This is a genomic window from Arthrobacter crystallopoietes, from assembly GCF_017603825.1.
Classification (GTDB): domain Bacteria; phylum Actinomycetota; class Actinomycetes; order Actinomycetales; family Micrococcaceae; genus Crystallibacter; species Crystallibacter crystallopoietes_B.
The window spans coordinates 4138727-4152920 of record NZ_CP072014.1 but is presented as its reverse complement, the minus strand read 5'-3'; the positions used below and the strand labels follow the sequence as shown (position 1 = coordinate 4152920).

Genomic DNA, 14194 nt, shown 5'->3' with positions numbered 1-14194 from the left:
TCGGAACCCGTGCCGGCTACCGCCGTCGTACCTCTTTCCGTACCCGACACAAGACATTCAGATTTAGAGAACAAGAGAGAACAGGGACCATATGTCCAGCGAATCCTCCTTCGGCCTCATGCGAATTGGCCTTGCCACCGCGGAAGAAATCCGCGACTGGTCTTACGGCGAGGTCAAGAAGCCGGAAACCATCAACTACCGCACCCTCAAGCCCGAGAAGGACGGACTCTTCTGCGAGAAGATCTTCGGCCCGTCCCGGGACTGGGAATGCTACTGCGGTAAGTACAAGCGAGTGCGCTTCAAGGGCATCATCTGCGAGCGTTGTGGCGTTGAAGTCACCCGCGCCAAGGTACGCCGTGAGCGCATGGGCCACATCGAACTGGCCGCACCTGTCACACACATCTGGTATTTCAAGGGCGTTCCCTCCCGTCTGGGCTACCTCCTTGACCTGGCACCGAAGGACCTCGAAAAGGTCATCTACTTCGCCGCCTACATGATCACCAGCGTGGACGAAGAGCGCCGCCACGAAGAACTGCCGAACCTGCAGGCCGAACACGACCTGGAGAAGAAGCAGCTCTCCGACACCCGCGACTCGGACATCGCCGCGATCGCCCGCGACCTGGAAGACGAGCTTGCCCGTCTCGAGGCCGAAGGCGCCAAGGCACCCGAGAAGAAGAAGGCCCGCGACTCCGCCGACCGCCAGATGGCCAACGTCCGCAAGCGTGCGGATGCCGACATCGAGCGCCTCGAGCAGGTCTGGGACCGCTTCAAGAACCTCAAGGTCGCCGACCTCGAAGGTGACGAAGGCCTGTACCGCGAACTGCGTGACCGCTACGGTCTGTACTTCGAGGGCTCCATGGGCGCCGAGTCGATCAAGAAGCGCCTGGAAACCTTCGACATGGTCGCAGAGGCTGAGTCACTGCGCGACACCATCAAGAACGGCAAGGGCCAGCGCAAGACGCGTGCCCTGAAGCGCCTGAAGGTTGTCAACGCGTTCCTGACCACCACCAACAGCCCGCTGGGCATGGTGCTGGACGCCGTCCCGGTGATTCCGCCGGAACTGCGCCCGATGGTCCAGCTCGACGGTGGCCGTTTCGCCACCTCGGACCTGAACGACCTGTACCGCCGCGTGATCAACCGCAACAACCGCCTGAAGCGCCTGCTGGATCTCGGTGCCCCCGAGATCATCGTGAACAACGAAAAGCGCATGCTCCAGGAAGCTGTTGACTCGCTGTTCGACAACGGCCGCCGCGGCCGTCCGGTCACCGGACCGGGCAACCGTCCGCTGAAGTCGCTGTCCGACATGCTCAAGGGCAAGCAGGGACGTTTCCGTCAGAACCTGCTGGGTAAGCGTGTTGACTACTCCGGCCGTTCCGTCATTGTTGTCGGCCCGCAGCTGAAGCTGCACCAGTGCGGTCTGCCCAAGCAGATGGCGCTGGAGCTCTTCAAGCCGTTCGTGATGAAGCGCCTGGTTGACCTCAACCACGCACAGAACATCAAGAGTGCCAAGCGCATGGTGGAGCGTTACCGTCCGCAGGTTTGGGACGTGCTCGAAGAGATCATCACCGAGCACCCGGTCCTGCTGAACCGTGCACCAACCCTGCACCGCCTGGGTATCCAGGCCTTCGAGCCGCAGCTCGTTGAAGGTAAGGCACTCCAGCTGCACCCGCTGGTTTGTGGCGCGTTCAATGCTGACTTTGACGGCGACCAGATGGCAGTCCACCTGCCGCTGAGCCCCGAAGCGCAGGCCGAAGCCCGCATCCTGATGCTGTCCTCGAACAACATCCTGAAGCCGTCGGACGGCCGTCCGGTCACCCTGCCCTCGCAGGATATGATCATCGGTCTGCACCACCTGACGACCAAGCGCGAAGGTTCCGCAGGCGAAGGCCGCGTGTTCACCTCGCCGGCCGAAGCCATCATGGCTTTCGACGCCGGAGAGCTGCACCTGAACTCCGTGGTGAAAATCCGGATCTCCAGCGGGTACGTGCCCAGCGCGGACCAGCCGGCTCCGGAAGGTTGGGAAGCCGGCCAGCCGGCCCTCCTCGAGACCTCGCTGGGCCAGGTCATCTTCAACCAGACGCTGCCCGATGACTACCCCTGGGTTGAGAAGGTTGCGGACAAGGGCCAGCTCTCCACGATCGTCAACGATCTGGCCGAGCGCTACCCGAAGGTTGTTACGGCGGCAACGCTGGACAACCTGAAGGATGCCGGTTTCTACTGGGCTACCCGCTCCGGTGTGACCGTGGCTATCTCCGACATCGAGGCACCGGCCGAGAAGCCCGCCATTATGGAAGGCTACGAAGCGCAGGCTGCCAAGGTTGAGTCGCAGTACGGCAAGGGCCTGATCGCGGACGACGAGCGCCGCCAGGAACTGATCGACATCTGGAACAAGGCCACCAACGAGGTTGCCGACGCGATGCGCAAGAACCTGACCAAGGAGAACACCATCAACCGCATGGTGTCCTCCGGTGCACGTGGTAACTGGCTGCAGATCCGCCAGATTGCCGGTATCCGTGGTCTGGTGGCTAACCCAAAGGGTGAAATCATCCCGCGTCCGATCAAGTCCTCCTACCGTGAGGGCCTGTCGGTTCTGGAATACTTCATTGCCACCCACGGTGCCCGTAAGGGTCTTGCCGATACCGCTCTGCGTACCGCCAACTCGGGTTACCTGACCCGTCGTCTGGTGGACGTGTCCCAGGACGTCATCGTCCGCGAAGAGGACTGCGGTACCGAGCGCGGCCTGAACACCCCGATTGCAGTAGCGGACGCCAACGGCGAGCTGCACCTGCATGAAGACGTGGAGAACTCGGCGTACGCACGTACCCTCGCCACCGACGTCGTTGACGCCGACGGCAAGGTACTGGCTGCGGGCGGTTCCGACGTGGGCGACGTGCTCATCCGCGAGCTCTTCAACGCCGGCATCACCGACATCAAGGTCCGCTCCGTACTCACCTGTGAGTCCGCCGTCGGTACTTGTGCACTGTGCTACGGCCGCTCCCTGGCCACGGGTAAGACCGTGGACATCGGCGAGGCCGTCGGCATCATCGCGGCACAGTCCATCGGTGAGCCCGGTACCCAGCTGACGATGCGTACCTTCCACACCGGTGGTGTTGCCTCTGCAGGCGATATCACCCAGGGTCTGCCGCGTATCCAGGAGCTCTTCGAAGCACGTACCCCCAAGGGTGTTGCTCCGATCTCCGAGGTTGCCGGCCGCATCACCATCGAGGATGGGGAGCGCCAGATGCGCCTCATCGTCACTCCGGACGACGGCTCCGAGGAAATCGCCTACCCGGTGCTGCGCCGTGCGCGTCTGCTGGTCGAAGACGGCCAGCACGTCGAGGTCGGCCAGCAGCTGGTGGTCGGTGCCATCGACCCGAAGCAGGTTCTGCGTATCCTCGGCCCGCGCCAGGCACAGAAGTTCCTGGTAGACGAGGTCCAGCTGGTGTACCGCAGCCAGGGTGTTGGTATCCACGACAAGCACGTCGAGGTTATCGTCCGCCAGATGCTCCGCCGCGTGACCGTCATCGAATCCGGTGAAACGGATCTGCTGCCGGGCGAACTGGCAGAGCGCAGCCGCTTCCAGAAGGAGAACCGCAAGGCGGTATCCGAGGGCAAGACCCCGGCCAACGGCCGTGACGAGCTCATGGGTATCACCAAGGCCTCGCTGGCGACCGAGTCGTGGCTGTCCGCGGCTTCCTTCCAGGAGACCACCCGCGTCCTGACGCAGGCGGCCATGGAAGGCAAGTCGGATCCGCTGCTGGGTCTGAAGGAGAACGTCATCATCGGTAAGCTGATCCCGGCCGGTACCGGCCTGGACCGCTATAACAACGTCACCGTTGAACCGACTGAGGAAGCAAAGGCCAACCTGTTCACCGGCCCGAGCGCGTTCAGCGACTTCGATTACCCCGGTGTCGACGGCGGTCTGACCCCCGAGTTCCACGCCATCCCGCTGGATGACTACGACATGGGCAACGACTACCGCTAGGAAACCGGACCCGAGCGTGCCGGCATTGCCGCCACCCCGGGGACCTCTAGTCACGTAGCAATAGAACACCCCTTGCACCCGGAAACGGGCGCAAGGGGTGTTCTGCGTTTAAGCGTCGGGGGCTTCTTGGTTTTGGGGTGAGCGGTCTCCCGGCCAGTGGCTGCTGGACGCGGGATCGCTCCCTGGCTCCGAGACCGTTCCTTGCCCTAGGACCGTAAACCGGCAGGAACGTTCCCGTGGGAACCGGCAGTTGTGAGAACCTGTTGCCATGGCCAATTCGCGTTCCGGGGACTCCATGCTGGAGCGGTTTGTGCGCATCCTCAGCGCCTTTGACGCCACCCGGTCTTCGATGAGCGTGGCCACGCTGTCACGGCGTGCCGAGGTGCCGCTGGCCACCACCTACCGGCTGGTGGACGAAATGGCCCGTCATGAGCTGTTGAGCAGGGAGCCATCGGGAGAGGTCCGGCTGGGGATGCGGCTGTGGGAGCTCGCCAACCGCAGCTCACCCGCGGTGGACCTGCGCCAGGCGGCCATGCCCTTCATGGAAGACATTCAGTCAGTAGTCCGCCAGCACACCCAGCTGGCGGTACTCAAAGACGATGAAGTCCTGGTCATCGAGCGGCTCTCAAGCAGGGGATCGGTGGTCAACCAGGCGAAGATTGCGGGCCGGATGCCGGTGCACCGGACGGCGATGGGCATGGCGCTGCTGGCCTATGCACCGAACCATGTCCAGGAGTCCTACCTTGCCCGCCACCCCGAGGCGGTGGCCGTGGTGGACGCGGTTTCGTTCGACTTCCGCCGGCATCTGGCGGACATCCGCAAGCGGGGCTATGCCGCCTTCGACGGCCGGGTGGACACAGACACTACCGGCCTGGCTGTTCCCGTGCTGGGCAAGGGCGGGCAGGCCATCGCGGCGATCGGGGTTGTGCTGCCGCTGGGGCTGGAAAACCTGCCTGCGATCGTTCCGGTGCTGATGGCCGGGGCCAGGGGCATCGCCCGTGCCGTGGGAGAGCTGCCGGACTGAAGGTTCCGTGCCACTAGGCATTGCTGCTGCCAAACAGCCTGTCGCTGAAACCCGCGCCGCCGTCGTAATTATCATTCAATGAGAACGGGGGCGCGGGGAGCGTGTCGCCACAGTCACACTGGATCAAGACCTGCCCCACAGTAGTTGAAGGAGATCCACTATGGCTGCACCCGCTCAGATTCTCAAGACCAAAGTCGGCATTGTCGGCGGCGGCCCGGCCGGGCTGATGCTCTCCCATCTGCTGGCCAAGTCCGGCATCGAGAACATCGTGGTGGAAAAGAGGGACCACGAGACCATTCGGACCACCCACCGCGCGGGCATCCTGGAAGCCGGCTCAGTGAAGATGCTGACCGACACGGACGTCAATGGCCGGGTGCTGACCGAGGGCATGGAGCATGAGGGGATTGACCTGCGCTTCAAGGGCGAATCGCACCGCCTGAACTTCCGCGATCTCGTCGACGCCACTGTGACGCTCTACCCGCAGAACGAAGTCTTCGTGGACCTGGCCGCCGCCCGTGAGCGCGACGGCGGCGACGTCCGCTACTCGGTCACCGATACCGAGGTCCTGGACCTGACCACGGATACCCCTAAGATCCGTTTCACCGATGCCGAGGGCCAGGCCTTCGAAATCCACTGCGACATCCTGGTCGGCGCTGACGGTTCGCAGGGCATCTGCAAATGGGCCATCCCGGCTGAACACCGTATCGACAACTTCATCGAGTACCCCTTCGCCTGGTTCGGTATCCTCACCGAGGCGCCGAAGAGCTCCGACGAACTGATCTACGCCAACTCCGAGCACGGCTTCGCGCTGATTTCGCAGCGCAGCGACACGGTTCAGCGGATGTACTTCCAGGCCGACCCGAACGAGGACGCCTCGAAGTGGACCGAGGACCAGATCTGGGCAGAGCTGCAGAAGCGCGTGGATGGCCCGGACGGCTTTGAGCTCAAGCGCGGTCCGATCTTCGAGCAGATGATTCTGAAATTCCGCTCCTATGTCTGTGAGCCGATGCGCTACGGCAACCTGTTCCTGGCCGGCGACGCCGGACACACGGTTCCGCCCACCGGCGCCAAGGGCCTGAATTTGGCCCTCGCGGATGTCAAGGTGCTGTTCGAAGCTATCGACTCCTTCTACGCGACCAAGTCCAAGGACCTGCTGGACGGCTACAGCGAGAAGGCGCTCAAGCGCGTCTGGAAGGCGCAGAACTTCTCCTACTGGATGACCAGCATGCTGCACACCCGCAAGGATGCCAATCCGTTCGAGGTCAAGCGCGCTCTGGGTGAACTGGAGACCGTGGCGAGCTCGCGCTACGGGCAGCAGTACCTCGCCGAGTCCTACACCGGTTGGCCGCACAGCTAACCGAGACTAGAAACACTCCAGGGAAGGAGCGAGACCATGACAGCAAATACCGACGAGACGTTCGACGAGAGCCACGTGATCGAAAATGACAGCGCCGTGATTGATTCCGACGCAGCCGCTGACAGCCAGGACTTCATCACCAACCAGATCACTAAGATCCACGATGAGTACCAGCAGGGCAAGGCCGAGGGGAAGCCGGAGGAAACGCAGCCGCGGATCGACTTCGCCCCGTACCGCAGCTCCGTGCTGCGCCACCCCACCAAGGACCTGCACCATGCGGATCCGGAGACCATCGAACTGTGGTCGCCCGCCTTCGGCCACCGCGACGTGCATGCGCTGGAAGCGGACCTGACCATCCAGCACAACGGCGAGCCTCTCGGTGAGCGCATCGTGGTCCGCGGCAAGGTGCTCGATGGCGCCGGCCGGCCGGTCCGCAACCAGCTGGTGGAAATCTGGCAGGCCAACGCAGCCGGCCGCTACATCCACAAGCGCGACCAGCACCCGGCCCCGATCGACCCGAACTTCACCGGTGTTGGCCGCTGCCTGACCGGCGATGACGGCTCGTACGAGTTCACCACCATCAAGCCGGCCCCGTACCCCTGGAAGAACCATCACAATGCGTGGCGCCCGGCGCACATCCACTTCTCGCTGTTCGGCACCGACTTCACCCAGCGCATGATCACGCAGATGTACTTCCCCGGCGATCCGCTCTTTTCCCTGGATCCGATTTACCAGTCCATCACGGACCAGAAGGCCCGCGACCGTCTGGTCGCCACCTACGACCACAATGTCACCAGCCACGAGTGGGCCACCGGCTACACCTGGGACATTGTGCTCTCCGGCAGCAACCGCACCTGGATGGAAGACGAGGACGCAGAGTAATGACGCAGAACTCCACACAGCTTGTAGCAACCCCCGGCCAGACCATCGGCCCGTTCTACGGTTATGCGCTGCCGTACGAGAAGGACAGCCAGCTGGTCCACCGCGCGCACCCCGGCTCCATCCGGCTGCACGGCGTGGTCTACGACGGCCAGGGCACACCCATCCCGGACGCCCTGCTGGAAATCTGGCAGGCCGACGAGAGCGGTGTCATTTCCCGGGAGACGGGCTCGCTGGTACGCGATAACCACACCTTCACCGGCTTCGGCCGCGTTGCTGTGGACAACGAAGGCCACTACACCTTCACTACGGTCAATCCGGGGGCTACGCAGGAGGGCAAAGCCCCGTTCATCTCGCTGGTGGTTTTCGCCCGCGGCCTGCTGAACAAGCTGCACACCCGCATCTACCTGCCCGAAGACACCGGGGCCCTGGCCAGCGATCCGCTGCTTTCCTCGCTGCCGGAGGAGCGCCGCAGGACCCTGATCGCTACGCGCGAGGCCAACGGAGACCTGTACTTCGACATCCGCCTGCAGGGTGACAACGAGACGGTCTTCCTGAGCTACCCGGGAGCATAACTACACATGAATCCAGCGGATAACGCTGATTTCGGGCTGCTGTCCCCGGCTTCGGCCGGGACAGCAGCGTCCCGTTTAACCAGCGATTACCAATTCATCCAAGCCATGCTCGACGTCGAACTCCAGTGGGTCCGCGTCCTCGCCGATGCGGGCTATATCGACGCCGGACTCCTCCCCACGGTCGAAGCAGCCTCCACCGCCGGGCAGTACGATGCGGCGTCCCTGGCCGAACGCGCGCAGGGCGGCGGCAACCCGGTCATCCCGTTGCTCGGCGATCTGCGCGCACGCGTGAAGGAGTCCTCACCCGCGGCCGCAGCGGCAATCCACAAGGGCGCCACCAGCCAGGACATCCTGGACAGCGCCCTGCTGCTGATGGCCAGCCGCACCCTCGAGGTCATTCTTGCGGACCTGAAGACCGCCGCGGCGGCGTTGGCCCGGCTGGCCGAAACGCACCGCGGCACGGTCACCGTGGCCCGCACGCTGACCCAGCACTCGCTGCCGAGCACGTTCGGGCTCAAGGCCGCAAACTGGCTTTCCGGCGTCGGTCAGGCCGGGGTGCAGCTGTCCGAGGTGGCCGGCAGGCTGCCGCTGCAGTGGGGCGGCGCTGCCGGAACCATGGCAGCGCTGGCTTCCGTGGCCGCCAAGGGGCCCCAAAACAAAACTGCCAACAACGACGGCGGGGCGCTGGCTTTGGCTGCGCAGCTCGCCGAACGGCTGGGGTTGGCCGATCCGGTGGCGCCGTGGCAGACCAACCGGCTGCCGGTCACCGCGCTGGCCGCCGCCCTGGCCGATGTGCTCGCCGCCGCGGGAAAGATCGCCAACGACGTGCTGCTGCTCAGCCGCCCCGAATTCGGCGAACTGTCCGAACCCCGGGCAGAAGGGCGCGGAGTCTCCTCGGCCATGCCGCAGAAGCAGAACCCGGTGCTCTCCGTCCTGATCCGCAGCGCAGCCTTGGCCGCACCGGGCCACCTGGCCCAGGTCCAGGCCGCCGCCGCGGGCGCCATCGACGAGCGCCCGGACGGTTCCTGGCATGTGGAGTGGCAGGCCCTGCGCCAGCTGCTGCGCCTGGCCGGGGGAGCGGCCGCCAAACTGGCCGAACTCGCGGACGGCCTGGTTGTGCACGCGGACCGGATGCAGGAGAACCTGGCCATCACCGGTCCGCTGGTCGTCAGCGAGAAAATCATGGCCACGGTCGCCCCGCTGCTGGATGACGGCGCGGCCGGATCGGGCAAGCCCAAAGTGCAGGCACTGGTCAACGAGTCCCTCACCGGCGGGACACCGTTCGCGCAGCGGCTGCGTGGCGCCGTGCCGCAGGACAAGCTGTCGGATGCCGACCTGCAGGCGCTGCTGGACCCGGCCGGCTACCTGGGCCAAAGCGATGAACTGATCACTCGGATCATTGAACATTATTCAGATTGGAGCCAAGCATGAGCATTCCCCAGATCACTCCCACCCTGCTGTCCGAGGGCAGCGGCAAGCCGGTCCTGATCGCCGGCGCCGGACTGGGCACAGGCGCCAAGGCCCTGTGGATCGACACCGTGCCGTTCCTGGACGACTTCCAGGTTGTCGGCGTGGACCTGCCCGGCCACGGGGCCAGCCCCGCGTCCACCGAAACGTTCACGGTGGCCGAGCTCGCCTCCGGCGTCGTCAATGCCGTGGAGAAGCTGCGCGCGGCCGGCGACATCGCCGCGGACCAGAAGATCTATTACGCCGGTGTCTCGCTGGCCGGCGCCCTGGGACTGCAGCTCGGCGTTGACTACCCGGAGTTCTTCGCCGGCATCGGCGTGATCTGCTCGGGTGCCAAGATCGGCGAGCCGCAGTCCTGGCTGGACCGCGCGGAGACCGTCCGGGCGTCCGGCACACCCACCATGGTGACCGGATCGGCGCAGCGCTGGTTCGCCCCGGGCTTCATCGAGAAGAACGCAGAAGCCACCACCCGCCTGCTGCACACCCTGCAGGACGCGGACCGCTTTGCCTACGCGCACTGCTGCGAGGCGCTGGCCGGTTTCGACGTGCGCGGGCAGCTCGGCCAAATCTCCACCCCGGTGCTGGCGATTGCCGGCGGCCAGGACGAGGTCTGCCCGCCGCCCCTCGCCGAAGCAACGGCGGCCGGCGTACGGAACGGCCGAGCCGCCGTCGTCGATTCGGCGGCCCACCAGGCACCACTGGAGGCACCTGAGGAAACGGCGAAGCTGCTGCGCGAATTCTTCCTCGCCGGCTAACACCCCAAACGCAAGCCACCTGAAGAGAACCACCACCAAGCCAACAAGGAGCACCACCGGTGAGCGAGACAACCCCGACATTCGATCCGGCCCAGACCCAGCAGGATGTGTACGACGACGGCATGAAGGTACGCCGCGAAGTGCTTGGCGATGCACACGTGGACCGCGCCAACAGCTCGATCGACGAGTTCACGCAGGAGTTCCAGGAGCTGATTACGCGCTACGCCTGGGGGACCATCTGGACGCGCGAAGGGCTGCCGCGGACCACCCGCAGCGCCATCACGCTGACCGCGATGATCGCCAACGGCTACTGGGAGGAGCTGGCCATGCATGTGCGGGCGGCGCTGACCAACGGCATGACCCGGGACGAGATCAAGGAAGTCATCCTTCAGTCCGCCATTTACTGCAGTGTTCCCGCCGCGAACGTCGCCTTCAAGGTGGCCCAGGGCGTGTTCGCCACCCTTGACGAGGATCACGCGAAGTAGCTATAGTTCATATCACGTACATCTGTTCGAGAAGCGAACTCCGGGTTAGGTGATCAGCAGAAGAACAGAGGCGAGAACTTTTTCAGCACCTCATCCGGCCCGGCCGCACAGCCAGAGCAAGGCTGCACGGCCGGGACCGGGACTGTCTCCGCGCCCCGAGCGAAGGGCCGCGGTCTAAGGAGCCCGTAGTGAACCAGGCGTACCTCTATGACGCTATCCGCACCCCCTTCGGTAAATTCGGCGGGGGTTTGGCCGGCGTCAGGCCTGACGATCTGGCCGCCGAGGTAGTCAAGGCCTCCGTAGCGCGGGCACCCGGCCTGGACCCGGAGCGCATTGACGAAGTGATCTTCGGCAACGCCAATGGCGCCGGCGAGGAAAACCGCAACGTGGCCCGCATGGCCACCCTGCTGGCAGGCCTGCCCACCTCCATTCCGGGCACCACCGTGAACCGCCTCTGCGGCTCCAGCCTGGACGCAGCCATCATCGCCTCCCGCCAGATCAACGCCGGTGAGGCCGACGTCACGCTGATCGGCGGCGTCGAGTCCATGAGCCGCGCCCCCTGGGTGCTTCCGAAGACTGCCAAGCCCTACCCGGCCGGCGACATGACGTTGGCTTCCACCACGCTCGGCTGGCGCCTGGTGAACAAGAACATGCCCAAGGAGTGGACCGTCTCGCTGGGCGAGGCCACCGAGCAGCTGCGCGAACGCCATGGAATCAGCCGCGAACGCCAGGACGAATTCGCCGCAGCGTCGCACAAGCTGGCCGACGCCGCCTGGAACGAGGGCAAGTACGAGAACCTCGTGGTTTCCGTCCCGGGCACCGAGCTCACGCGGGACGAGAGCATCCGCCCGACCAGCACGCCGGACGTCCTCGCGGGCCTGAAGACCGTGTTCCGCCCGGTCGGCGACGGCCCCGAGGGCGGCACCGTGACCGCCGGCAACGCCTCACCGCTTAACGACGGCGCCTCCGCGGCCCTGCTGGGCAGCGAGGCCGGCGCCGAGGTGCTCGGCATGGAGCCGCTGGCCCGCATTGCCGGCCGCGGCGCCGCTGCCCTGGAACCGCAGTTCTTCGGGTTCGCGCCGGTCGAGGCCGCCAACCAGGCCCTCAAGCGCGCGGGCATCAGCTGGGGCGACGTTGCCGCCGTCGAACTCAACGAGGCCTTCGCCGCGCAGTCGCTGGCATGCATCGACGCCTGGGACATCGACCCGGCGATCGTCAATGCCTGGGGCGGCGCGGTGGCCATCGGCCACCCGCTGGGCGCCTCCGGCATCCGCATTCTCGGCACCTTGGCCCGCCGCCTGCAGGCCAGCGGCCAGCGCTGGGGCGTGGCCGCAATCTGCATCGGCGTGGGCCAGGGCCTCGCCGTCGTGCTTGAAAACGTCAACGCCAAGTAAGTAATCAAGAGAGGCTTGAGCATGCTCAACATTGCACAAACAGCCCAGGAAGCGGTGGAGGGCGTTCATGACGGCGCCACCGTGCTGATCGGCGGCTTCGGCAACGCCGGCCAGCCGATGGAGCTGATCGACGCGCTGCTCGAATGCGGCGCGAAGGACCTGACCGTGATCAACAACAACGCGGGCCAGGCCGACGCCGGTCTGGCGCTGCTGATCAAGGAGCGCCGGGTCAAGAAGATTATCTGTTCCTTCCCTCGGCAGTCCGACTCCTGGCATTTCGACGCCGCCTACCGGGCCGGCGAAATCGAGTTGGAACTGGTGCCGCAGGGCAACCTGGCCGAGCGCATCCGTGCCGCCGGCGCCGGTATCGGCGGTTTCTTCACTCCCACCGGTTACGGCACCATGCTGGCCGAGGGCAAGGAAACCCGCGAGATCGACGGCCGGGGCTACGTCTACGAGACGCCGATCCACGCCGACTTCGCGCTGATCAAGGCCCTGAAGTCGGACAAGACGGGCAACCTGGTCTACCGCAAGACCGCCCGCAACTTCGGCCCGATCATGGCCGCCGCCGCCAAAAAGTCCATTGTGCAGGTTTCCGAGATCGTGGAAACCGGGCAGCTGGATCCCGAGGTGGTCATCACCCCGGGCATCTATGTGGACACCGTCGTCAAGATTGCGGCGCCCGCAACCGCCGCGGCAGAACAGAAGGTAAGCAAGTGAGCGAGAAAATCGGCCGCGACGAGCTGGCCCAACTTGTAGCCAAGGACATCAAGCCCGGATCCTTCGTGAACCTGGGCATCGGCCAGCCGACGCTGGTCTCGAACTACCTGACCCCGGAACAGGACATCACCCTGCACACCGAGAACGGCATGCTGGGCATGGGCCCGGTAGCCCAGGGTGACGAGATCGACGAAGACCTGATCAACGCGGGCAAGATTCCGGTCACGGAACTGCCCGGGGCGTCCTACTTCCATCATGCTGACTCCTTCGCCATCATGCGCGGCGGCCACCTGGATGTCTGCGTGCTCGGGGCCTTCCAGGTCTCCGCCACCGGCGACCTGGCCAACTGGCACACCGGCGCCCCGGACGCCATCCCGGCCGTGGGCGGGGCCATGGACCTGGCCACCGGTGCCAAGGACGTCTACGTGATGATGTCCCTGTTCACCAAGGATGGCCAGTCCAAGCTGGTTCCGGAATGCACCTACCCCGTGACGGGCGTGGATTGCGTGACCCGCATATACACTAATGAGGCTGTATTCCTGATTACGAAGGACGGCGTCCGCGTGCGCGAAACCTTCGGAACCACCATCGAGGAACTGCAGGCCAAGATGGAAGTGAAGCTGCTTCCGGCCGAATAACCGCAACTGACCTGCGCACTGCGCAGTAGGGAATGATGACCGAGACCAAACTGCCGGGCGACCAGTTCGTCCAGTCGCTCGCCCGCGGCCTTGCCGTGATCCGTGCCTTCGACGCCGATCACATCAGCATGACCCTCAGTGAGGTCTCCAAACGAACGGGACTGACCCGTGCCACGGCCCGCCGTTTCCTGCACACCCTGGTTGACCTGGGGTACGTGCGGACGGACGGGCGGGTGTTCGAGCTGACAGCCCTGGTGCTGCAGCTCGGATACTCCTATCTGGCCGGGCAGTCCCTTCCCCAATTGGTGCAGCCGCTGCTCGAAGAGCTCTCCGAGGAACTGCACGAATCCACCTCGGCCTCGATTCTCGACGGCGACGACATCGTCTACATCGCACGCATCCACACCAGGCGGATCATGACGGTGGGCATCACGGTAGGTACCCGGTTCCCGGCCTACGCCACCTCGATGGGACGGGTGCTGCTCGCCGGGCTGCCGGCCGACCAGCTGGACGAGTACCTGTCCCGGGCGGAGCTCAAGCCGCTCACCCCGCGGACCATCAGCGACCCCGAGCGGCTTCGCGCCGAACTGGACAATGTCCGCGCGCAGGGTTGGGCGTTGGTGGACCAGGAGCTCGAAAACGGCCTGCGTTCCGTGGCCGTCCCGATCCTCCAACCGGACGGCACAGTGGTCGCCGCGCTGAACATGTCCATGCAGGCCTCGCTGGCCGACGGCACGGACCTGGACCAGGCCGTCTTCGAAGCGCTCCCCAAACTCCAGGCAGTCTCCGCCAAGATCACCGACGCCCTGCGCGCCCAGCACTAGCTTTCTGCCGCCGGATTTTTACGCGGTTTTCTGCCGCCGGCGGAATCCAATGCCTTTCCGCGGGCGATCCGGGCTGCACCCGCGTACCGCC

The 14194-nt window shown here is 65.2% G+C and carries 12 protein-coding genes; all 12 read left to right on the top strand.

The annotated features are described in order from the left end of the window. Positions 1-91 precede the first annotated feature (91 nt). The 12 genes from J5251_RS19080 (at position 92) to J5251_RS19025 (ending at position 14103) form a co-directional block, all read left to right on the top strand. Positions 92-3985, top strand: a complete 3894-nt coding sequence (locus tag J5251_RS19080) for a DNA-directed RNA polymerase subunit beta' (protein WP_208574866.1) — start codon at positions 92-94, stop codon at positions 3983-3985. A 268-nt stretch (positions 3986-4253) separates the two neighbouring features. Further along, positions 4254-5009, top strand: coding sequence for an IclR family transcriptional regulator (locus J5251_RS19075; RefSeq protein ID WP_139005726.1), 756 nt, complete (start codon positions 4254-4256; stop codon positions 5007-5009). A gap of 160 nt (positions 5010-5169) precedes the next feature. After that, positions 5170-6366, top strand: a complete 1197-nt coding sequence (locus J5251_RS19070; protein WP_208574865.1) for a 4-hydroxybenzoate 3-monooxygenase — start codon at positions 5170-5172, stop codon at positions 6364-6366. Positions 6367-6402: 36 nt separating this feature from the next. After that, entirely contained in the window at positions 6403-7248 is an 846-nt protein-coding gene (pcaH, locus tag J5251_RS19065; protein ID WP_139005728.1) for a protocatechuate 3,4-dioxygenase subunit beta, read from the top strand. Next, the gene (gene pcaG, locus J5251_RS19060; protein ID WP_208574864.1) at positions 7248-7820 is read left to right on the top strand and encodes a protocatechuate 3,4-dioxygenase subunit alpha; all 573 of its coding nucleotides are present in this window, start codon (positions 7248-7250) and stop codon (positions 7818-7820) included. The genes pcaH and pcaG overlap by 1 nt, the downstream gene beginning before the upstream one ends. 6 nt (positions 7821-7826) lie before the next feature. Beyond that, complete coding sequence (locus J5251_RS19055; protein ID WP_208574863.1) at positions 7827-9251, top strand: lyase family protein; 1425 nt, start codon at positions 7827-7829, stop codon at positions 9249-9251. Further along, positions 9248-10042, top strand: a complete 795-nt coding sequence (locus J5251_RS19050; RefSeq protein WP_208574862.1) for an alpha/beta fold hydrolase — start codon at positions 9248-9250, stop codon at positions 10040-10042. The genes J5251_RS19055 and J5251_RS19050 overlap by 4 nt, the downstream gene beginning before the upstream one ends. Positions 10043-10101: 59 nt before the next feature. Further along, the gene (pcaC, locus tag J5251_RS19045) at positions 10102-10527 is read left to right on the top strand and encodes a 4-carboxymuconolactone decarboxylase (protein ID WP_139005732.1); all 426 of its coding nucleotides are present in this window, start codon (positions 10102-10104) and stop codon (positions 10525-10527) included. Positions 10528-10715: 188 nt separating this feature from the next. Next, positions 10716-11921, top strand: a complete 1206-nt coding sequence (locus J5251_RS19040; RefSeq protein ID WP_208574861.1) for a thiolase family protein — start codon at positions 10716-10718, stop codon at positions 11919-11921. A 21-nt stretch (positions 11922-11942) separates the two neighbouring features. Next, positions 11943-12641 (top strand): 3-oxoacid CoA-transferase subunit A, encoded by a 699-nt coding sequence (locus J5251_RS19035; protein WP_208574860.1) that lies wholly within the window; start codon positions 11943-11945, stop codon positions 12639-12641. Next, the gene (locus J5251_RS19030) at positions 12638-13279 is read left to right on the top strand and encodes a 3-oxoacid CoA-transferase subunit B (RefSeq protein ID WP_208574859.1); all 642 of its coding nucleotides are present in this window, start codon (positions 12638-12640) and stop codon (positions 13277-13279) included. Before J5251_RS19035 ends, J5251_RS19030 begins: the two co-directional genes overlap by 4 nt. Before the next feature lie 35 nt (positions 13280-13314). Next, entirely contained in the window at positions 13315-14103 is a 789-nt protein-coding gene (locus J5251_RS19025) for an IclR family transcriptional regulator domain-containing protein (RefSeq protein WP_208574858.1), read from the top strand. Positions 14104-14194 lie beyond the last annotated feature (91 nt).

Coding starts and splice junctions, on each gene's coding strand:
- J5251_RS19080 (WP_208574866.1), top strand. CDS start 92: ATGTCCAGCGAATCCTCCTTCGGCCTCATGCGAATTGGCCTTGCCACC.
- J5251_RS19075 (WP_139005726.1), top strand. CDS start 4,254: ATGGCCAATTCGCGTTCCGGGGACTCCATGCTGGAGCGGTTTGTGCGC.
- J5251_RS19070 (WP_208574865.1), top strand. CDS start 5,170: ATGGCTGCACCCGCTCAGATTCTCAAGACCAAAGTCGGCATTGTCGGC.
- pcaH (WP_139005728.1), top strand. CDS start 6,403: ATGACAGCAAATACCGACGAGACGTTCGACGAGAGCCACGTGATCGAA.
- pcaG (WP_208574864.1), top strand. CDS start 7,248: ATGACGCAGAACTCCACACAGCTTGTAGCAACCCCCGGCCAGACCATC.
- J5251_RS19055 (WP_208574863.1), top strand. CDS start 7,827: ATGAATCCAGCGGATAACGCTGATTTCGGGCTGCTGTCCCCGGCTTCG.
- J5251_RS19050 (WP_208574862.1), top strand. CDS start 9,248: ATGAGCATTCCCCAGATCACTCCCACCCTGCTGTCCGAGGGCAGCGGC.
- J5251_RS19035 (WP_208574860.1), top strand. CDS start 11,943: ATGCTCAACATTGCACAAACAGCCCAGGAAGCGGTGGAGGGCGTTCAT.
- J5251_RS19025 (WP_208574858.1), top strand. CDS start 13,315: ATGACCGAGACCAAACTGCCGGGCGACCAGTTCGTCCAGTCGCTCGCC.